Below are 18,848 nucleotides of genomic sequence, written 5' to 3' on the forward strand. Positions count from 1 at the left end.
GGCGACCACCCGGCCGCCCGCGACGACGAGCGCCCGGCGCGGCGCGCGCACCACGGCGTCGGGCACGTTCTCGGCGTCGACGAGCACCACGTCGGCCGGGGCGCCCACGACGAGGTCGTGGACGTCGCGGCCCACGAACCGGGCGGCGTCGGCGGACGCGACGCGGGCCGCGGCGACGAGGTCCTCGTCGTACCGCAGGCCCGACAGCCGGGCGAGCTGCGTGGTGAGCGCGAGCAGGTCGCCCGTGCCGTACGGCGACCAGAGGTCGCGGATGCCGTCGGTGCCCAGGCCGACCGGGACGCCGGCGTCGCGCAGCGCCAGCAGCGGCAGGGGAGCGGTGCCGATCGGCGCCACCGTGGTCATGGTGATCCCCGCCTCGCCCATCGCGGCGACGAGGTCCGCCTGCCGCGAGGCCGGGAGCTGGCCGACCGCGAAGCCGTGCGCGACATTGACCCTGCCCTGGAGCCCGGCCCGCAGCGTGCGGTCGATCATCAGCTCGATCTGGAACGCGCCGAGCTCGCCGCCGTCGTGCAGGTGCACGTCGATCCCCACGCCGCGCTTCTCGGCGATCCCGAAGAGCCCGTCGAGCTGACCCACCGGGTCGCGGTCGATCGTCGCCGGGTCGAGGCCGCCGACGTGCTCGGCGCCCGCGGCCGCGGCCCGGTCCAGGAGCTCCAGGACGCCCGGCCGCCGCAGCACGCCGTCCTGCGGGAACGCCACGATCTCGGCGTGCACGGCGCCGCCCAGCGCCGCGACCGCCTCGCGGACCACCTCGATGCCGCGCAGCCCGACGCCGAGGTCGACGTCCACGTGCGTGCGCACCGCCGTCGTGCCGGTGCGGACCGACTCGCGCAGCACGGCGAGGGTGACGTCCACGCCGGGGATGCCGAGCTCGTCGCGGTGCGCGCGCTCGTGCGCGATGCGCGCCTGGACGCCGGGCTCGCCGCCGTAGCTCACCCACGGCTTGCCCCACCACGACTTGTCGACGTGCGCGTGCGCGTTGACCAGCCCGGGCAGCGCGAGCAGGCCGCCCCCGTCGACATCCCCGTCCGCCTCGCCGGCGGCCGGCGCAGCGGCGTCGTGCGGCACGACGGCGGTGATGACGCCGTCGGCCACGTGCAGGTCGGAGCGCTCGCCGCCCCAGGGCCGCACGTCGCGCAGTACGGTGACGGTGGTGGGGGAGCTGGTCATCGGGCTTCCTCCTCGAAGGGGACGACCACCTGCGGCCGTCCGGGGATGGTGATCTCGTAGCTCTCGTCGACGCCGTCGAGCGCCGCGTCGAGCGGGACGACGGTGGCGCCGTCCCAGGCCTCCTGCTGGGTGTAGCCGCCGGCGAGGACGCCGTACGCCTCGTCGTCGGGTCCGTGCCACACGGCCACGGTCTCGTGCCGGCGGTCGGTGGGCAGCACGACGTCGGTGCCGTCCGGCCCGACCACCTCGATGCTCGGGCCCGACCCGGCGTTGCCGAACGGGCCGTTGCCGGCGATCACGAGGGTGCCGTCGGCGGCGCGCGCCACGCCGTGCTGGTGGGAGTCGGCGGTCAGGTCGGTGGTCGTGACCTCGCCGCTCGCCGGGTCGACGCGTGCCAGGACGCGGCCCTGGTACGGCAGCAGCAGGTCGCCGTCGTCGTCGAGCACGGCGTAGTGCGGCTTCTCGAACGACGCGAGGCCGCCCTCGCGCCCGAACGGCGCCACCTCGACCGCGCGGGCGCGCTCGCGCTGCGGGTCCACGACCGTGACGGTGAACCCGTCGTGGTCGACCGTGTACACCTCGTCGCCGTCGTCGCTCACGAGGACGTCGAAGGGGCGCAGGCCCACCGGGACGGAGGAGACGACCTCGCCGCTGTCCGCGTCGAGCGTCTCGAGGAACGCCGCGTCGCCCGTGCTCACGGCGACGTGCACGCGCTCGCCGTCGGGGGAGACGGCCAGGCCGAGGCCGCCGCGCCGGTACTCGCCGAACGCGCGGCGCGTCGTCCCGTGCTCGTACGCGAAGAGGTCGGTGCGCTCGCGGGTGTCGAGGTCCACGACCGCGACGCCCTCGGCGGTCGAGACGTAGGCGCGGCGGGACGCCTCGTCCACGGCGACGTCCCACGGCGCGGTGCCCACGGTGATCTCGTCGACGACGGCGGAGCCGCGGCGGTCGGCCGGGTCGACCACGGCGAGAGTGTCGCGCTCCGCCTGCGTGGCCAGCAGCAGCTGCGCGGGCTCGCGCGCCGACGACGGTGCGGGAGACGGCGGTGCCGACGAGGGTGCCGTCGAGGGTGCCGACGAGGGTGCCGGCGTGGCCGCCGCCGTCGGGCGCGTCGACGGGCCCGACGGCGCCCGCGACGGGTCGTCCGCGGTGGCGGGGACCCCGGGTGCGGCGCAGGCGCCGAGGGCGAGCACGGCGGCGGCCATGGTCGTCGCTCCCGCCGCACGGGCCGGGCGGCGCGTCGGGCGGGGCGAGGTCACCGTCAGATGGTATGCCATATTCTCCTCCGACTGGCTGGCAAGATGTGCGCATGTCCTCCGAGCGCTCGGCCCCGTTCGAGCCCGAGTCCGTCCGGGTGGCGCGCGTCGTCCGCGAGCAGATCGTGGACGGCTCCCGGGAGCCCGGCAGCCGGCTGGTCGAGCGCGACCTGGCCGCCGAGCTGGGCGTGAGCCGCATCCCGGTGCGGGACGCGCTGCGCACGCTCGTCGCGGAAGGACTCGTCACCCCGCGGCCGCGCACGTGGGCGGTGGTCCGCGAGTTCAGCGACGCCGACGTCGACCACCTGCACGAGGTGCGGGAGGCCACCGACCCGCTGCACTTCCGGCTCGCGGCGACGCGGCGGACGCCGGAGCAGCTCGCGGGGCTCACCGAGGCGTGGGAGCGGGAGGACGCCGCGGCCCGCGCCGGCGACGGGCCGACGGCCCGGCGCGCCGGCGCCGACTTCCACGAGCGCGTCGTGGAGGCCGCGGGCAACCCGGTGCTCCTCGAGCTGCACCTGGTGATCGCCAGCCGCGTGCGCTGGCTGCTCGGGCAGCACCTCGACCTGCAGGCGATCGCCGACGAGCACCGCGAGCTCCTCGACGCCGTCCGGGACGGCGACGGCGAGACCGCCGCCCGCCTGGCCAGCGAGCACCTCGGCACCAGCCGGGCCGCGGCCCTGGAGCGCCGGGCCTGACGCCGCCGGCGTCCCGGTCGAGGACACTGGCGAGGACCCACGCGAGGACACACGCGAGGTCGCAGGCGAGGGCGGGGACGAGGACATGGGGCCAGGCTCGTCGGCCGCGCCCCGACGCCGCATCGGGCCTCCGGGGGGCGGCCGCTCATCCGAACGGATGAGGTGCGCGCCCGCCCCGGACGGCTAGCGTGCTGGTCGTGCCCGGTTCTCTCACCCGCGGCGTGCACCTCGCGTTCGCCGCGCTCGTCGCGACGTCCGCCGCGCGCTACCTCACCAACCACGGCCTCGACGGCCGGTGGTGGTTGGTCGTGGTGCTCGTCGCGGTGGTCGCCGCCGCCTACGCGGCGCTGGTGGTGCTCGCCCGGGCGCCGGGCCCGGCGGCCCGCCGCGTCGTGGTCGACGCCGTCCTGGGCGTCGTGCTCCTGGCGTGGGGAGCCCTCGTGCTCGTCGCGCCGAGCTTCGCCTGGTCCGCCATCCCGCTGTTCTTCGTCTGCCGCACGCTCGTGCCAGTGCCCGCCGCGCACGTCCTCGTCGGTGCCGTCGCGGTCGTGACCGGGGTCGCCCTCTTCGGCCTGTCCGGGCGCAGCGACTGGGCGGCCGCCGTCGCGCCCCTCGTCGTGGCGGTGCTGCTCAGCCTCGCGTACGACGCGATCGTGCGGCAGGCGGGCGAGCGCGTGCGGCTGCAGCGCGAGGTCGCCGTGCTCGCCGAGCGCGAGCGGGTGGCCCGCGAGATCCACGACACGGTGGCCCAGTCGCTGTCGTCCGCGGTGCTGCGGCTCGAGGCCGCCGACCAGCGCTGGGACGCCGAGCCCGACGCCGCGCGCGGCGACGCCCGGCAGGCCGCCGTCGCGGTGCGCGCCAGCCTCGGCCAGACGCGCGACCTCGTGCACGACCTCGTGGACCCGTCGCCGGCGACGGGCGGCGTGGCGCCGGCGGACGTCGAGGCGGCGGTCGTGGCCGCGGCGCGGCGGCACGTGACCGACGCGGCGCTGACCGTGGTCGGCGAGCCCGTCCCCGTCGGGCCCGACGTCGCGCACGCGCTGGCACGCATCGCGCAGAGCGCCGTGGCGAACGTGCACCGGCACGCGGGCCCTGCGCGGCTCGGCCTCACGCTCACCTATCTGCCGGACGCCGTCGCGCTCGACGTCTTCGACGACGGGCGCGGGTTCGACGTCGACGAGGTCGCCGCTCGTGCCGTGGGGCACGGCGCCGGCCGAGGCGGCGGGTTCGGGCTGCGGGCCATGCGCCAGCGGGTGGAGCAGCTCGGTGGCACGATCACGGTGGAGAGCTCGCCGGGCGAGGGGACCGTCGTCGGGGTGCAGCTGCCGGTCGGCGGCGCGACGACCGGCCCACAGGACCAGGAGGACGCATGAGCGACCCGATCACCGTGCTGCTCGTGGACGACCACCACGTGGTGCGAGCCGGGCTGCGCGCCCTGCTCGACTCGCAGCCGGACATCAGCGTGATCGGCGAGGCGGGCAGCGCCGACGAGGCCCTCGACGCCGTCGCGCGCCTTGCGCCCGCGCTCGTCGTCATGGACCTCGAGCTGGGCGCGGCGGAGGACGGGGTGGCCGCCACCCGCCGCATCCGGGCCGCCCACCCCGACGTGCCGGTGCTCGTGTTCAGCGCCTACGACACCGACGCCGACGTGGTGCGCGTCGTCGACGCCGGCGCCATCGGCTACGTGCTCAAGGACGCCCCGCCCGCCGAGATCTTCTCGGCCGTGCGCGGCGCCGTCGTCGGGCGCAGCGTGCTCTCCCCGCCGGTCGCCTCCCGGCTGATGCAGCAGGCCCAGAACCCCGGCAGCGCGCTCACCCCGCGGGAGGCGGAGCTGCTCACGCTGCTCGCCCAGGGGCTGAGCAACCGCGAGCTCGGGCGGCGGCTGTTCATCTCCGAGGCGACCGTGAAGACCCACCTCGCGCACGTGTACGCCAAGCTCGGCGTCGAGTCCCGGGCGGCCGCCGTCGCCCACGCGCTGCGCGGGCAGACGGTGCGCTGACGGCGGCCCCCGGCCTAGGCCTCGGCGGGGACGCGCCGCACGACCAGGGCGCCGGCGAGCAGCCCGGCGACCGCGAGCGCGGAGGCCACGAGGAACGGGTCCGCCGGGCGCAGGGCCGGGGCGAACCCGACGCCCACGAAGAGCGCGACGCCGGTGGCGCCACCGAGCTGGTCGGCCGCGCGCTGCACCCCGGAGGCGATGCCGGCGTCCTCGTCGGTCGTGCCGCTGACGGCGAGGTACTGCAGGCCCACGAGGCCGAAGCCCATCCCCGCCGCGACGAGCACCATCGCCGGGACCAGCCACGGCGCCCCGGCGTCGAGCACGGCGACGACGGCGATGCCGGTCATGGCCGCCGCCGCGAACCCGAGCCCCGCCACGACGCAGGCCCGCGCGCCCCACCTGCCGAGCAGGCGGGGGACGAGGGCGGCGGCCGCGACGAGCGAGACGGCCAGCGGCAGCATCGTGAGGCCCGCGCCCAGCGGCCCGATCCCCAGCCCGTCCTGCAGGACGAAGGTGAACAGCAGGAACGACGTGGACAGCGCGCCGCTGAGCAGCGCCGTGGTGACGTTCGCCGCCACCCGGGCCCGGCGGGCGAAGAACCCCGGCGGCACCAGCGGGTGCGCCGCGCGGCGCTCGGCGCGGACGAACCCGGCACCGGCGCACGCCGCGCCGGCCAGCGCGACGACGCTCACCCACGGGCTCGAGCCGGGCTCGCCCGCCTCCACCACGCCGTAGGTGAACAGCAGCGGGCACGCCGTGAGCAGGAGCGCGCCCCGGAGCTCCACGGGCGCGGCGGCGCGTGGCCGGGGGCGGTCGGCGCCGACCAGGAGCAGGGTCGCCGCGATCACGACGAGGATGAACGGCACCGAGACCAGGAAGGTCCAGCGCCACCCCCAGTGCTCGGTGACGACCCCGGACAGCACGAAGCCGAGCACCAGCCCGCAGCTGGCGACCGCGGCCCACACGCTCAGCGCGCGCGACCGGCGCGGGCCCTCGGGGAAGAGCAGCACGATGGTGCTCATCGCGGCGGGCAGGGCGACCGCCTCGCCGGCGCCCTGCAGGAGGCGCGCCAGCACGAGGACGGGAAAGGTCGGGGCCAGGCCCGCCAGCAGCGAGGCGGCGCCGAAGAGGGTCGTGCCGGCGAGCAGCACGCGCCGTCGGCCCCACAGGTCGCCGAGGCGGCCGCCGAGCGCGAGCAGCCCGCCGCCCGCGACCGTGTAGCCGATCACCACCCAGGTCAGGGCGTGCCCGGCGACGCCGAGGTCCGCACCGATCGACGGCAGGGCGATGTTGACCACGGTCACGTCGACCGCGACGAAGAACTGCAGCAGGGACATCGCGCACAGCACCAGCCGGGCGCGCGCGGGGGACGGGCCCTGCCCGCGGGAGGAAAGGATGCCTGGAGGCATGGGAAAGCTCCGCTCAGAGAGGATGCTGAGCGGCACGACGGTGCCGCTCCGGTCCGATCACGAAGCGGCTGGACGTCCCAGGGTGAGGTTCTCGGTGACTCGGGCGCCCGCCGCTAGCGGGTCGTCCTGGTCACGGCCGCGCAGGCGGCGGAGCTCGAGGCGGCAGACATGTGCTGGACCCTAGCAGCGGTCCCGCCGGTCACGGCTCGACGGCGACGTCGGCGGCTTGCTTGTCGTCGCGCCACCCGCGCCACACCGAGTGCCGCAGCCGCGGACCCTCGTCGTCGGCGCCGCCACCCTCGTGGGCGCCGTGCGCGCCCAGGTCGGAGGGGTCGCTCGTCCAGTCGCCGTAGGACACCTCGGCCACGCGCTCGGGTACGGCCCACCGCGCGTGCACCGCCTCGGCGCGGGGGACGCCGTCCAGCGGCGGGTCGTCCACGGCCCGCAGGCGTCGCACGACCTCGCGCCGCTCCGCCTCCTTGAAGCCCGTGCCGACCTTGCCCACGTAGCGCAGCACGCCGCCGTCGTCGGGCACCGCCAGGAGCAGCGACCCGGCCACCCGCGCGTCCTCGCGGCCCGTGCCCGCGTGCAGCGGCCGCCAGCCCACGACCACCACCTCCTGGGTGCGGGCGTGCTTGACCTTCAGCCAGTCGCGCGAGCGGCGGCCCGGGGTGTACGACGACCGGCGCCGCTTGGCGACCACCCCCTCGAGCCGCATGAGCCGGCTGGTCTCCAGCGCGTCGTCGAGCGTGCCCTCCAGGGCGTCCGGCACGTGCACCGGGCGGCGCGGCGACACGACGCGGGCCAGCTCCTCGCGCCGCTCGGTGTACGGCCGGTCGGTCACCGCACGCCCGCCGACGACGAGCGCGTCGAAGAGCACCAGGTCGACCCCGACCCCGCGGCGCGCCTTCTCGACGTCGCGCGGCCGCGTGAGGTTGGCCCGCTGCTGCAGGCGGCGGAACGACGGGCGACCGTCCGCGTCGAGCGCGACGATCTCGCCGTCGAGCGCCAGCGGCAGGTCGTCGTCGGCGACCATGTCGGCGACCGCCCGCAGCTCGGGGAACGTCACGGTGAGGTCCTGTCCCGAGCGGGACGTGAGCCGGACCGTGCGCTCGTCGTCGTCCGAGCCGGGGAGCACCTCCACCACCGCGCGGAAGCCGTCCCACTTCACCTCGAACGCCCAGTCGTCCGGGTCGAGCCGCGCGAGCTCGCCCGGCGGCGCCGTGGTCGCGAGCATCGGGCGCGGCGCCTCGGCGGGCGCGGGCGGCTGAGTCCGGTCGCGTCGGTCCCGGGGGGCCGCCCGGTCCTCGCCCTCCTGCCCGCCGTCGTCCTCCTCGTCGCCCGGCTGGGCCTTGGTGCGGTGGATCAGCCACGAGTTCTGGTCGTCCCCGCCGCGCCCGCCGGTGCGGATCAGCGCGAGCCTGCGCGAGCCGCGGCGCTCGCTGTGCAGGACGGCGATCACCTCGTCCTCGCGCCACTTCTCCAGGTCGTAGGTGCCCGCGTCCCAGATCGTCACCTCGCCGCCGCCGTACTCGCCGGCGGGGATGGTGCCCTCGAACGCGCCGTACTCGAGCGGGTGGTCCTCGGTCTGCACGGCCAGGTGGTTCTGCTTCGGGTCGGTGGGCTCGCCCTTCGGCAGCGCCCAGCTCACGAGGACGCCCTCGTGCTCCAGCCGGAAGTCCCAGTGCAGGCGGCGCGCGTGGTGCTCCTGGATGACGAACGTGGGGGAGCCGTCGGGCTCGGCGGGGGAGTCGGGGCCGAACGGCTCCGGGGTCTTGTCGGGGTCCCGCTTGGCCCGGTAGGTCTCCAGCTTGTCGAAGGTCGCCATGCGCTCCGGCGTGGGCTCGAGCTGGGCCAGGTGCCCGGCCGCGAGCGGCTCCAGCAGGTCGCCGTCCCGCTCCAGCCGCTCGACCACCTCGGTGAAGGTGAGGTGGCGCAGGTCCGGGTCGTCGAGCTCGTCCCAGGTGCGCGGCGCGGCGACGGTGGGCTCGTCGCGGCCGCGCAGCGAGTACGGCGCGATGGTGGTCTTGGCGCCGTTGTTCTGCGACCAGTCCACGAGCACCTTTCCCGCCCGCAGCGACTTCTTCATGTCGCTGACCACGAGGTCCGGGTGCTCTGACTCCAGGTGCCGCGCGAGCTCGTGCGCCACCGCCGAGACGGCGTCGGCGGTGCGGGACTCGTCGTGCCCGACCAGCGCCGCGTACAGGTGGATGCCCTTGGAGCCGCTGGTCACGGGCATCGGGTCGAGGTCCATGCCCTGCAGGATGTCGCGGGCCAGGCGCGCCACCTCGGCGCATTCGGCCAGGCCTGCGCCGGGGCCCGGGTCCAGGTCGAGGACGAGACGGTCCGGCGGCAGCGGCGTGCCCGTGCGGCCGAACCGCCACTGCGGCACGTGGATCTCGAGGGTGGCCGTCTGCCCCAGCCAGGTCAGCGTGGCGAGGTCGTTGACCAGCACGTAGTCGTTGGTCGACGTGCGGTGCTTGATGGAGCGCCGCGGCACCCACGACGGCGTCGACGCGTCCAGGTTCTTCTGGAAGAACATCTGCCCGGCGACGCCGTCGGGCCAGCGCTTGCGCGTCGCAGGGCGGTACGACGCGTGCCGCAGCAGCGCCGGCGCCACCTGGGCGAGGTACTGCAGCACCTCGCCCTTCGTCGTCCCCGTCGCCGGGTAGTAGACCTTGTCGAGATTCGTCAGCTGCAGGCGGCGGTCGTCGACCGTGACGGTCTGCGGCTTGCTCGACGACGTGCGTGCCATGCGGACATCGTGGCCTCGTCGCGCCGCCTGCGCACGGGGGGTTGACCCCGCCGTAGCGTCATAGTTCTCACTGGTCGCATGAACCTCGTGCCCGTGGCCTACCTCGCGTCCACCCTGCTCTCCCTGCTCGGCAACTCGATCGCCGGCATCGCGCTGCCCCTCGTCGTGCTCCAGGTCACGGGCAGCGCGCTGGGCGCCGGCACCGTCGCCGCCGCGACGGCGGTGCCCGCCGTGGCCGCCGGCCTGCTCATGGGCGTCGTGATCGACCGCGTCAACCGGCGCACGGCCTCGGTGGTGACGGACCTCGTGTCCGCGTCGTCGGTGGCGGCCCTGCCCGTGATCGACATGGTCGCCGGTCTGCACCTCGGCTGGTTCGTGCTGTGCGGCGTGGTCGGCTCGCTCGGCGACGTCCCCGGGATGACCGCGCGCGACGCGCTGCTGCCGGCGGTCGTGCGCCACGGTCGCCTCGGCGCCGAGCGGTTGCTGGGCCTGCGGGAGTCGCTCAGCGCGCTCGCCATGCTGGTGGGCCCGGCCGCCGCCGGGACGCTCATGGTGCTGCTCGACGGCTCCGCCGTCCTGTGGGTCACCGCCGCGACCTCGGCGGCCGCCGCGCTGCTCACCCTGCTGATCCCCCGCGAGGTGGGGAAGGTCCACGCCCCCGGGCACGACCCCCGGCCCGGCGCGGAGAGCCCCGCCGGGGGGTGGGCGCAGCTCCGCGAGGGCTGGCGCGCGCTCGGCCGCAGCAGGTTCCTGCTGGCGGTCACGACCCTCAGCGTCGTGGCGGCGCTGGTGCTCGCCGCGCTGCAGGGCCTCGTCCTGCCGGTCTGGTTCACGCTCGTCGACCGGCCGGGGATGCTCGGGTTCGTGCTCAGCGCCCTGGCGGCCGGGATGCTGCTGGGCGGGGCGGTCTACGCGGCTGCCGGCGCGCGCGGGCGACGGCGCACCTGGTTCCTCGTCGGGCTCGCCGGTTCCACAGCAGGGTTCGCGGTCCTCGTGCCGCTCGCCTCGGTCGCCACGGTGCTCGTCGGGGCGTTCGTGGTGGGGGTCTCGAACGGCCTGTTCGGAGGCCTGCTCGGCGTGCTCATGATCGAGCGGGTCCCCGAGCGGTTGCGCGGCCGGGTCTTGGGCACGCAGAACGCCGTCCTGACGGCCGCCGCGCCCCTCGGTATCGTCGTGGCGGCGGTGCTGGTCGAGGGATGGAGCGTCGAGGTCGCGGCGGCCGGCCTGGGCGCCGTCTGGCTCGTCGCCCTCGTCGTCGGGGTGGCCGCCCGGTCGCTGCGACGCCTCGAGCCTGTCGACGGCGCGGACGGCGCGGAGGGCGGTGACGACGCCGAGGTGCAGGGAGGACACGTGGGGGACGACGCGCAGGACAGGAGGCTGGTCCGCGATGCGTAGCGCCGACCTCGCCCGCCTCGCCGGGGTCACCGTCCGCGCGCTGCGGCACTACCACCAGGTCGGCGTGCTCGCGGAGCCGCCCCGTGCCGGCAACGGGTACCGCCGCTACGACGTGCACGACCTCGTCCGGGTCTTGCGCATCCGGCGCCTCGCCGCGCTGGGCATCCCCCTGGAGCGGATGCCCGCCCTCCTCGACGACGGGGCCGACGACGCCCACGGGCAGGCCGGTGCCGAGGCCGGTGCTGAGGCCGGTGCGTCCGCGGCGCGGCTGCTCGACGAGCTCGACCGCGAGCTGGCCGAGCAGATCGACCGGCTCGTCCGCCAGCGGGAGGTCGTGGCCCACCTCCGGGCCCACCGCGCCGCGCCGGACCTGCCCCCCGAGCTGGCCCCGGCCGCGGCGGCCTTCGCGGCGGCCTCCGGCTCGCCCGAGCTCGTGCGCGTGGACCGGGACCAGGCCGTGCTCGTCTCCCACCTCGTGGGAGAGGAGGGCGCGCAGCACCTGGCCGAGGTCTTCCGGCGCCTCAGCGCCCATGACGTCCTGTCCGTCCTGGCGCCCCTGTCCGTGCGTTTCGCCCGGCTCGACGCGGACACCGACGACGCGGAGGTGGACGAGGTCGTGGACGGCTTCGTCGAGGTGTTCGGGCCGGTCGTCGCCGAGCTCGCGACGACGGAGGCGCCGCCGGGTTTCGATCGCGCCGCCGTGTTCCTGGCGGAGCACTCCGCCGACGTGCTGGGGGCGCGCCAGCGCGAGGTGCTCGCCCGGCTCCAGGAACGGCTCGAACGGGTCGCCGCGTCGCCGGGCCGGGCCGGTCCCGGGGCGGCGCCCTAGGGTGTCGGTCGTGGCACGCGACTACCTCTCGTCCCTGTTCAGCCTCGACGGCCGGGTCGCCCTCGTGACCGGCGGCAGCTCCGGCATCGGCCGGGCGATCGCCGGCGCGCTCGCCCGCGCCGGGGCACGCGTCGTCGTGCTCGCCCGGCGGGAGGCCGCGCTGGACGCCACGGTCGCGGAGCTGCGCGCGGACGGCTGCACCGTCGACCGGGTCAGCGCCGACCTGAGCACCCGGGACGGCGTGCGGGCCGCCGCCGAGGAGGCGGCCGCCGTCTTCGGCGAGCCCGACGTCGTGGTCAGCTCCGCCGGGATCAACCTGCGCCCGCCGCTGGGCGAGACGGACGACGCCACCTGGGACGCGACGATGGCGGTCAACCTCGAGGCGCCGTACCTCCTGGGGCAGCGGTTCGGGCCCGGCATGGCCGAGCGCGGCTTCGGCCGCCTCATCCACGTGTCGTCCCAGCAGGCGCACCGCGCGTTCGTGCAGTCCGGCGTCTACGGGGTCTCCAAGGGCGGCCTGGAGTCGCTGGCCCGCTCGCAGGCGGAGGCCTGGTCGCCCTACGGCGTCACCGCGAACACGCTGGTGCCGGGCTTCGTCCTCACGCCGCTCAACGCCCGCCTGCAGTCCGACCCGGCGCGCGTCGAGGCGCTCGCGGCCCGGACCATGGTGGGCCGCAACGGTCTGCCGGAGGACTTCGCCGGCGCCGCCGTCTTCCTGGCAAGCGACGCCTCGGCCTACGTGACCGGCCAGGCGCTGCACGTCGACGGCGGCTTCTCGGTGCACTGAGGGCGACCAGCTCCGTCGACCATGGCTGTTCCGACGACGACGGGAGGCACGGTGTCCGTCCTCGCGCTGCGCGAGCTGAACCGGGCGACGCTGGCGCGCCAGCTGCTGCTCGCCCGCGCGGACCGCTCGCCGCTGAGCGCGGTCGAGCACCTCGTGGGGCTCAACGCGCAGGACCCCGACCCGCCGTACCTCGGGCTGTGGTCTCGGCTGGCACGGTTCGACCTCCAGGACCTGACGGCGCTGATGACCGACAGGTCGGTGGTGCGCGGCACGTTCCTGCGGGGGACGCAGTACACCGTGACCGCGGGCGACTACCTCTGGATCCGCCCGCTGCTGCAGCCGATGCTGGAGCGCCTCCAGCGCAGCGCGTTCCGCCGGGCCACCGAGGGGCTCGACCTGCCCGCGCTGCTGACCGAGGCGCGGGAGGTGATCCGGTCCGGCGACGAGGTCACCCGTCCGCAGGTGGGGCGCGCGCTCGCCGCGCTCCACCCCGGCCGGGACCCGGCGGCCCTGGCGAGGTCGGCCCAGTTCCTGCTGCCGGTGCTCCACCCGCCGCCGGACAGCACGTGGGGCAGGCGCGGCCCGACGCCGTTCGTGCTCGCCGAGGACTGGCTCGGGTCGGCGCTCGACGCGCACGCCCCGGTCGAGCGGCTGGTGCTGCGCTACCTGGCGGCGTTCGGGCCCGCCTCGGTCCGCGACGTCACGGCGTGGAGCGGTCTGACCCGGATGCGTGAGGTCGTCGACGGGCTGCGCCCGCGGCTCGCGACGTTCCGCGACCCGTCCGGCCGTGAGCTGGTCGACCTGCCGGACGCCCCGCGGCCGAGCGGCGACGTCGAGGCGCCGGTGCGCTTCCTCGCCCCGCTCGACAACGTCCTGCTCGGGCACCACGACCGCACCCGGATCGTCACCGACGAGCAGCGCAGCCACGTCTTCCTGGAGGCGGCGGTGACCGTCGACGGCTTCGTGCGAGGGCTGTGGCGGATCCGTCGGCGCGCGGGCACGGCGACGGTGGTCGTGCGGCTCTTCCGCTCCCTGTCCGCGGCGGAGCGCGACGCCCTGACCGCCGAGGCCGTCGCGCTCGCCCGCTTCGTGGCGCCGGACGCCGACGCGCACGACGTCGCGGAGCTGGAGGTGGACGCGCCGTGGCCGCCCGGCGCCCCGTGGGACCCCTCGGGGCCGGGGGCCGGCGTCCGGCGCTGACTCGTCGGTGCGGACACCGCCCCGGTCACGGCGCACTCACCCCAGGGGGGTATGGTGCTCGGCATGACCGACGACACCACGACCGACCTCCGCCGCCCCGCCACCCTCACGATGTACGGGGCCACGTGGTGCGGCGACTGCCGCCGCGCCAAGCGCGTGCTCGACTCCCGCGGCGTGGAGTACGTGAACGTGGATCTCGTCGCCGACCCCACCCGGGCCGACGACGCCGAGGCGATCAGCGGCCGCAAGAACATCCCCGTCGTGGTGTTCCCCGACGGCGAGTTCTTCGTCGAGCCCACCGACGCCGAGCTCACCGCCAAGCTGGACGCCGTCGGGCTCTGACGCGTCACTCCCAGCGGAACCACGCGGCGGCCGCGGCGCCCGCGACGACGGTGCTCACCGCGAGCCCGACGAGCGCGGAGCCCGGCACCGCGACTCCCGCCCACGCCGCGCCCAGCGCGTCGACGGCGGCGCCGAACGGGAGCCAACCGCCGAGGGTGGCGAGCGCGTCCGGAAGGTTCTCCCGGGACCCGAACATCCCGCCGAGCGCGCCGAGCGCGAAGAACGCGACGAGGCCGATCGCCACCGAGGACCCGGGCGTCGGCGCGACGGCCGCCACCAGCATCCCGACGGCGTACATCGCGGCGATCGTCAGCGCCAGCACCGCCGCGCCGACCCAGGGGCCGGCCGGCGGGGACGCCCCGAGCCACGCGAACGCGACGCCCAGCGCGAGCGCGATGCCGAGCAGGATCTGCGCCACCCCGACGAACGCCTGCGCCCCGAGCACCATGGCCGGCGACGCGGGCGTCACGCCCAGCCGCTTGAGGACCCCGGTGCGGCGGTAGTAGGCGAGGAAGCTCGGCATGTTGATCACCCCGACGGTCGCGACGACCATCGTGAGGGTCAGCGGGAGGACGTAGACGTCCAGCGCGGTGCGCCCGCCCGTGCCGGGCACCACCTGGTCCAGGCCCGGCGCCAGCCCGTTCATCACGAGGATGAGCAGCGGCATGCCGAGCGGGATCACGAGTCCGGCGGTGTCGCGGGCCACCATCCGCGCCTCGGCGACCGTGAGCGCGAGCCACGCCCCGGCCCCCGGTCGCACGGGGCGCGGCGGCGCGCCCGGCTCGGGCAGCTCCAGCACTCGGGGGGTGGTGGGGTGGGCGGTCATGAGGCCTCCAGGCGGCTTCCGGTGAGGGCGAGGAACGCGTCGTCGAGGGTCGGCCGGCGCAGCTGTGTCTCGGTCGCGACGACGCCCGCGCCGGCGAGCGCCGCGCCCACCGCGTGCAGCAGGTCGCCGCGCGTCGGGTCGTCGTCGGGACCGGCCGCCGCGCCGGTGACGACGAGCCGCGGGCCGGTCGCGTCGACGCGCTCGACGGCGGGCAGCCGGGCCAGGAGGTCGACGGCGCCGGGGTCGTCGGTGCGCAGGGTGACGGTGGGCCGCAGGCCGGCCCGGTCGACCAGCTGGGCGGCGGTGCCGCGCGCGACGACCCGGCCGGCGTCGAGGATCGTCACGTGGTCGCACAGCCGCTCCACCTCCTCCATGAGGTGGCTGACGAGCAGGACGGTGACGCCGTCGGCCCGCAGGTCCTCGACCAGCGCCCACATGCTGCGCCGCGCCTCCGGGTCGAGGCCGGTGGTGAGCTCGTCCAGGATGACGGCGCGCGGCGCGCCCACGAGGGCCAGCGCGACCGAGACCCGCTGCTGCTGCCCGCCCGACAGCTTCTCGAACCGGACGTCGCGCGAGGCGCCCAGGCCGACGCGCTCGACCAGGAGGTCGGGGTCCAGGCCGCGGGGGTAGAACGACCGGTACAGGCGCACGAGCTCGCGGACGGTCAGGGCGCCGTGGAGGGAGGCGCCCTGCAGCTGGACGCCGAGCACGCCGCGCACCCGCCCGCGGTCCGCGCGCGGGTCGAGCCCGAGCACGCGCACCCGACCGGAGTCCGGGGCCCGGGCGCCGGCCAGGAGCTCCACGGTGGTGGACTTGCCTGCGCCGTTGCGGCCGAGCACGCCGGCCACCTCGCCCGGCCCCACCGACAGGCTCACGTCGTCGAGCGCGACCACCGGCGGGCGGCCGCGGCCCCTGGTGCGGTACGTCTTGCGCAGGTGCTGCGCCACGAGTGCGGTCATGGCGCCGACGCTAGGGACGCGGCGGGCGCCGTCGCGCGTGCCGCCGGTCACGACCTCCACCCGTGACTTCCGGCACTCTCGCCGCGGCGACCGGCCCGCTAGCGTGGTGCCGTGCGCCGGCTGGGACCCGAGGAGACGTCCGGGCTGACGACCCTCGTCGTCTGCCTGGCGATCGTCGTGCCCGTGCCGTTCGTGGCCGACCCGGACCGGATGCTCGTGCCGCTCGCCGTGTGGGTGCTGCTGGCGGTGGCGTGGCTCGCCGCGACCGTCGTCGCGGCCGTCCTCCCGCCGCGCGGGCGCGCGGCGCTCGCCGTGCTCGCGGCGCAGACGGTCCTCGCGGGCGCCCTCGTGATCACCGTGCCGGGGATCGGCTGGGTGCCGATCCTGCTGGTCTACGGCGCGGCGCTGAGCACCTACGTGGCGCCCCTGCGAGTGAGCGTCGCGGTGATCGCCGTGAACAGCGTCGCGCTGCTCGTCGCGTTCCTGCTGGCACCGGGGCAGCCGCGGATGTTCGAGATCGTGCTGTCGCTGGGCCTCTACCTCCTGCTCCAGGTGGCGAGCGCGGCCATCAGCGTCGCCCTGCAGCGCGAGCAGCGGATGCGCACCGAGCTCACGGTCGCGCACGCCGAGCTCGCCGCCGCGGCCGTGCTGGGCGAGGAGGCCACCCGCGCCTCCGAGCGTCTGCGCATCTCCCGCGAGCTGCACGACCTCATCGGGCACCAGCTCACCGTGCTCACCCTGGAGCTGGAGTCCGCCGCCCACCTGCCGCCCGAGCGCGCGGCGGAGCACGTGGAGCGCGCCCGCACCGTGGCGCGCGAGCTGCTCGGCGACGTCCGCGCCACCGTGGGCGAGCTGCGCCGTCGCGCGCCGGACCTGCGCGACGCCCTGGACGCCGTCGCCGCGGCCGTCCCGTCGCCGCGGGTGGAGGTGGACGTCGCCGAGGACGTCGTCGCGGACGAGGAGCAGACGGCGGCCCTGGTGCGCGTCACCCAGGAGGTCGTGACCAACGCCGTGCGGCACGCGGAGATGGCGACCGTGCTGCGCATCGAGGTCGCGGCGGACGACGACGGCGCGCTCACCCTGGTCGCCCGCGACGACGGCCTCGCCTCGGGCCCGGTCCGGATCGGGCACGGGCTCGCGGGCATCGCCGAACGCGCCGAGGCGCTGGGCGGCGGCGCGACGTTCGACGCGTCGGCGGGGTTCACGGTGCGGGCCCGCCTCGCCGCACGGGCGGCGTCGTGACGGCGGACCCGGCGCCCGGCGGCGCACGAGGGCGGGTGCGCCTCGTGCTCGCCGACGACCAGACGCTCGTGCGGCACGGCATCCGCAGCCTGCTGGAGATCGCGGGCGGCATCGACGTGGTCGCGGAGGCGGAGGACGGCGCGACGGCGGTCGACGCGGTGCGGGAGCACGATCCCGACGTGCTGCTGCTCGACCTGCGGATGCCCGGCCGCGACGGGATCTGGGCGTTGGAGACGCTGCGCGACGAGGGGCTGGAGGTCGCCGTCCTCGTCCTGACGACCTTCGACGACGACGCGCTGGTGCTGCGTGCGCTGCAGGCCGGGGCGCGGGGCTACCTGCTCAAGGACGTGACGCTGGAGCAGCTCGCGGACGCGGTCCGGACCCTGGCCGAGGGCGACACGCTGGTGCAGCCCGCCGTGACCGCGCGGCTGCTGCGGGCGGTCCGCTCGGGGCCGGCGCCGGCCGACGTCGTGCCGGCGGAGCTCACCGGGCGGGAGCGGGAGGTGCTGCGCCTCATGGCGCAGGGCTGGTCCAACCGCGAGATCGCGGACGCCCTGTACCTGGCGGAGGGCACCGTGAAGAACCACGTGTCGAACGTGCTGCTCAAGCTCGGCGCCAAGGACCGCACCCGGGCGGTGCTGCTCGCGCTGCAGGGCGGCCTGCTGTCCTGAGGGTTTCGTCGCCGGGCGGGTCGTGGCCGATACTCGACGCCGTGGAGATCCCCGTCGTCTGGTCCGTCGTCCTGCTCGCCGCCGCCCTGTGGAACCTGGCCGTGTGGCCCTCGTTCTGGCGCCGCGTGACCAAGGACCCCCGCGCCCGCGACGACGCCGGCCGCCCCACCCGGTTCTTCACCGTGCACGCCGTGCTGGTGGGCGTCTCGATGCTGCTCGCGCTGCTGGTCGGCGTCGTGGGGGTGCTCGGCCTGGTGGGCTGACCTCTGGCGCGTATGCGCAGGTCGCGTGACGATGGACACATGAGGGCGATCTGGAAGGGCGCGGTGACGTTCGGCCTCGTCAACGTGCCGGTCAAGCTGTACAGCGCGACCGAGGACCACGACGTGCCGCTGCACCAGGTGCACGACGAGGACGGCGGGCGCATCCGCTACCGGCGCGTGTGCGAGCTGGACGGCGAGGAGGTGCCGTACCAGCACATCGACCGCGCCTACGACGACGGCGAGCGGACGGTGGTGCTCACCAAGGACGACTTCGCAGCGCTGCCCGCAGAGGCGAACCGCGAGATCGAGGTCGTCGAGTTCGTGCCGACCGACCAGATCGACCCGATCATGCTCGACCGCACCTACTACCTCGAGCCGGACTCCAAGAGCCCCAAGGCGTACGTGCTGCTGCGCCGCACGCTGGAGGAGACGGACCGCACGGCGATCGTGAAGTTCGCGCTGCGCCAGCGCACCCGGCTCGCGGCGATGCGCGTGCGCGACGAGGTGCTGGTGATGCAGACCCTGCTGTGGGCGGACGAGGTGCGCGAGGCCGCCTTCCCGTCGCTCGACGGCTCGGTGACCGTCTCCGACAAGGAACTGGCGATGTCGGGGCAGCTCGTCGCGAGCTACGAGGCCGACTTCGCGCCCGAGGAGTACGAGGACGAGTACCAGGTGCAGCTGCGCCAGCTCATCGACGCGAAGATCGAGCAGGGCGACGCGCTCGACACGTCCGAGACGTTCGGCGAGCAGCCGGAGAAGGAGGACGCCGACGTCATCGACCTCATGGAGGCGCTGCGGCGCAGCGTCTCCGGGTCGAAGGGCGGCGGTTCCCGCGGGAAGGCGGGGCAGGAGGAGTCGGGGTCGACGAAGGCCCCGGCGAAGAAGGCCCCGGCGAAGAAGAGCCCGGCGAAGAAGTCGTCGACGTCGTCGAGCACGAAGAAGTCCCCGGCCAAGAAGCCGGCGGCGAAGAAGGCCCCGGCCAAGAAGACGTCGACCAAGGCCCCGGAGCGCAAGACGGGCTGAGCG

18 protein-coding genes are annotated in these 18,848 nt (G+C 76.0%); 12 read left to right on the plus strand and 6 right to left on the minus strand.

The annotated features are described in order from the left end of the window. Both ACFUVW_RS04095 and ACFUVW_RS04100 read right to left on the minus strand, forming a co-directional pair. Window positions 1-1,191 (minus strand): amidohydrolase (locus tag ACFUVW_RS04095; RefSeq protein ID WP_430570079.1); only part of this gene is annotated, 1,191 nt, incomplete at its 3' end. Continuing rightward, window positions 1,188-2,450, minus strand: coding sequence for a YncE family protein (locus tag ACFUVW_RS04100; RefSeq protein ID WP_430570080.1), 1,263 nt, complete (start codon window positions 2,448-2,450; stop codon window positions 1,188-1,190). The genes ACFUVW_RS04100 and ACFUVW_RS04095, both read right to left, overlap by 4 nt. 50 nt (window positions 2,451-2,500) lie before the next feature. Between ACFUVW_RS04100 and ACFUVW_RS04105 the strand changes: the two genes are divergently transcribed. The 3 genes from ACFUVW_RS04105 to ACFUVW_RS04115 all read left to right on the plus strand — a co-directional run bounded on the left by ACFUVW_RS04105 (window position 2,501) and on the right by ACFUVW_RS04115 (window position 5,144). Continuing rightward, on the plus strand, window positions 2,501-3,145 hold the full coding sequence (locus ACFUVW_RS04105; RefSeq protein WP_430570081.1) for a GntR family transcriptional regulator: 645 nt from the start codon (window positions 2,501-2,503) through the stop codon (window positions 3,143-3,145). Window positions 3,146-3,342: 197 nt separating this feature from the next. Further along, entirely contained in the window at window positions 3,343-4,518 is a 1,176-nt protein-coding gene (locus tag ACFUVW_RS04110; protein WP_430570082.1) for a sensor histidine kinase, read from the plus strand. Next, window positions 4,515-5,144: a response regulator gene (locus tag ACFUVW_RS04115; RefSeq protein WP_430570083.1), complete on the plus strand. Its 630-nt coding sequence runs from the start codon at window positions 4,515-4,517 to the stop codon at window positions 5,142-5,144. The genes ACFUVW_RS04110 and ACFUVW_RS04115 overlap by 4 nt, the downstream gene beginning before the upstream one ends. A 14-nt stretch (window positions 5,145-5,158) precedes the next feature. Here ACFUVW_RS04115 and ACFUVW_RS04120 read toward each other — a convergent pair whose 3' ends face one another. After that, window positions 5,159-6,553 carry an MFS transporter gene (locus ACFUVW_RS04120; RefSeq protein ID WP_430570084.1) on the minus strand — a complete coding sequence of 465 codons (1,395 nt, stop codon included), beginning with the start codon at window positions 6,551-6,553 and terminating at the stop codon, window positions 5,159-5,161. 199 nt (window positions 6,554-6,752) lie between these two features. After that, a complete protein-coding gene (locus ACFUVW_RS04125) occupies window positions 6,753-9,308 on the minus strand; it encodes an ATP-dependent DNA ligase (protein ID WP_430570085.1) in 2,556 nt (851 codons plus the stop codon). 78 nt (window positions 9,309-9,386) lie between these two features. On the opposite strand from ACFUVW_RS04125, the gene ACFUVW_RS04130 reads away from it, so the two are divergent. From ACFUVW_RS04130 to ACFUVW_RS04150, 5 genes are all read left to right on the plus strand, one after another. After that, a complete protein-coding gene (locus ACFUVW_RS04130; RefSeq protein ID WP_430570086.1) occupies window positions 9,387-10,703 on the plus strand; it encodes an MFS transporter in 1,317 nt (438 codons plus the stop codon). Continuing rightward, window positions 10,696-11,532, plus strand: a complete 837-nt coding sequence (locus ACFUVW_RS04135; RefSeq protein WP_430570087.1) for a MerR family transcriptional regulator — start codon at window positions 10,696-10,698, stop codon at window positions 11,530-11,532. The genes ACFUVW_RS04130 and ACFUVW_RS04135 overlap by 8 nt, the downstream gene beginning before the upstream one ends. Before the next feature lie 10 nt (window positions 11,533-11,542). Then, window positions 11,543-12,319, plus strand: coding sequence for an SDR family NAD(P)-dependent oxidoreductase (locus ACFUVW_RS04140; protein ID WP_430570088.1), 777 nt, complete (start codon window positions 11,543-11,545; stop codon window positions 12,317-12,319). A 21-nt stretch (window positions 12,320-12,340) separates the two neighbouring features. Beyond that, window positions 12,341-13,519, plus strand: a complete 1,179-nt coding sequence (locus ACFUVW_RS04145; RefSeq protein WP_430570089.1) for a winged helix DNA-binding domain-containing protein — start codon at window positions 12,341-12,343, stop codon at window positions 13,517-13,519. 63 nt (window positions 13,520-13,582) lie between these two features. Continuing rightward, window positions 13,583-13,861: a glutaredoxin family protein gene (locus ACFUVW_RS04150; RefSeq protein WP_430570090.1), complete on the plus strand. Its 279-nt coding sequence runs from the start codon at window positions 13,583-13,585 to the stop codon at window positions 13,859-13,861. A 4-nt stretch (window positions 13,862-13,865) separates the two neighbouring features. Here the strand turns inward: ACFUVW_RS04150 and ACFUVW_RS04155 are convergent, their stop codons facing one another. Together ACFUVW_RS04155 and ACFUVW_RS04160 are read right to left on the minus strand one after the other, a co-directional pair. Next, window positions 13,866-14,687, minus strand: coding sequence for an ABC transporter permease (locus ACFUVW_RS04155; protein ID WP_430570091.1), 822 nt, complete (start codon window positions 14,685-14,687; stop codon window positions 13,866-13,868). Further along, window positions 14,684-15,646, minus strand: coding sequence for an ABC transporter ATP-binding protein (locus ACFUVW_RS04160; protein ID WP_430570092.1), 963 nt, complete (start codon window positions 15,644-15,646; stop codon window positions 14,684-14,686). Before ACFUVW_RS04160 ends, ACFUVW_RS04155 begins: the two co-directional genes overlap by 4 nt. Window positions 15,647-15,757: 111 nt before the next feature. Between ACFUVW_RS04160 and ACFUVW_RS04165 the strand changes: the two genes are divergently transcribed. The 4 genes from ACFUVW_RS04165 to ACFUVW_RS04180 are packed head-to-tail and all read left to right on the plus strand — an operon-like array spanning window position 15,758 to window position 18,845. Then, on the plus strand, window positions 15,758-16,888 hold the full coding sequence (locus ACFUVW_RS04165; protein ID WP_430570093.1) for a sensor histidine kinase: 1,131 nt from the start codon (window positions 15,758-15,760) through the stop codon (window positions 16,886-16,888). Next, window positions 16,885-17,559: a response regulator gene (locus tag ACFUVW_RS04170; RefSeq protein ID WP_430570094.1), complete on the plus strand. Its 675-nt coding sequence runs from the start codon at window positions 16,885-16,887 to the stop codon at window positions 17,557-17,559. The genes ACFUVW_RS04165 and ACFUVW_RS04170 overlap by 4 nt, the downstream gene beginning before the upstream one ends. A gap of 41 nt (window positions 17,560-17,600) precedes the next feature. Beyond that, window positions 17,601-17,822, plus strand: coding sequence for an SCO4848 family membrane protein (locus ACFUVW_RS04175; RefSeq protein WP_430570095.1), 222 nt, complete (start codon window positions 17,601-17,603; stop codon window positions 17,820-17,822). Between the two features lie 39 nt (window positions 17,823-17,861). Next, window positions 17,862-18,845 carry a Ku protein gene (locus ACFUVW_RS04180; RefSeq protein ID WP_430570096.1) on the plus strand — a complete coding sequence of 328 codons (984 nt, stop codon included), beginning with the start codon at window positions 17,862-17,864 and terminating at the stop codon, window positions 18,843-18,845. Window positions 18,846-18,848 lie beyond the last annotated feature (3 nt).

The organism is Isoptericola sp. NPDC057391 (genome assembly GCF_042668085.1).
Lineage (GTDB): Bacteria > Actinomycetota > Actinomycetes > Actinomycetales > Cellulomonadaceae > Isoptericola.

What these genes read in the sequence shown, in the direction of transcription:
- ACFUVW_RS04155 (WP_430570091.1), bottom strand. Translation starts at nt 14,687, where the DNA reads ATGACCGCCCACCCCACCACCCCCCGAGTGCTGGAGCTGCCCGAGCCG.
- ACFUVW_RS04120 (WP_430570084.1), bottom strand. Translation starts at nt 6,553, where the DNA reads ATGCCTCCAGGCATCCTTTCCTCCCGCGGGCAGGGCCCGTCCCCCGCG.
- ACFUVW_RS04125 (WP_430570085.1), bottom strand. Translation starts at nt 9,308, where the DNA reads ATGGCACGCACGTCGTCGAGCAAGCCGCAGACCGTCACGGTCGACGAC.
- ACFUVW_RS04115 (WP_430570083.1), top strand. Translation starts at nt 4,515, where the DNA reads ATGAGCGACCCGATCACCGTGCTGCTCGTGGACGACCACCACGTGGTG.
- ACFUVW_RS04105 (WP_430570081.1), top strand. Translation starts at nt 2,501, where the DNA reads ATGTCCTCCGAGCGCTCGGCCCCGTTCGAGCCCGAGTCCGTCCGGGTG.
- ACFUVW_RS04180 (WP_430570096.1), top strand. Translation starts at nt 17,862, where the DNA reads ATGAGGGCGATCTGGAAGGGCGCGGTGACGTTCGGCCTCGTCAACGTG.
- ACFUVW_RS04145 (WP_430570089.1), top strand. Translation starts at nt 12,341, where the DNA reads ATGGCTGTTCCGACGACGACGGGAGGCACGGTGTCCGTCCTCGCGCTG.
- ACFUVW_RS04130 (WP_430570086.1), top strand. Translation starts at nt 9,387, where the DNA reads ATGAACCTCGTGCCCGTGGCCTACCTCGCGTCCACCCTGCTCTCCCTG.
- ACFUVW_RS04135 (WP_430570087.1), top strand. Translation starts at nt 10,696, where the DNA reads ATGCGTAGCGCCGACCTCGCCCGCCTCGCCGGGGTCACCGTCCGCGCG.
- ACFUVW_RS04160 (WP_430570092.1), bottom strand. Translation starts at nt 15,646, where the DNA reads ATGACCGCACTCGTGGCGCAGCACCTGCGCAAGACGTACCGCACCAGG.
- ACFUVW_RS04150 (WP_430570090.1), top strand. Translation starts at nt 13,583, where the DNA reads ATGACCGACGACACCACGACCGACCTCCGCCGCCCCGCCACCCTCACG.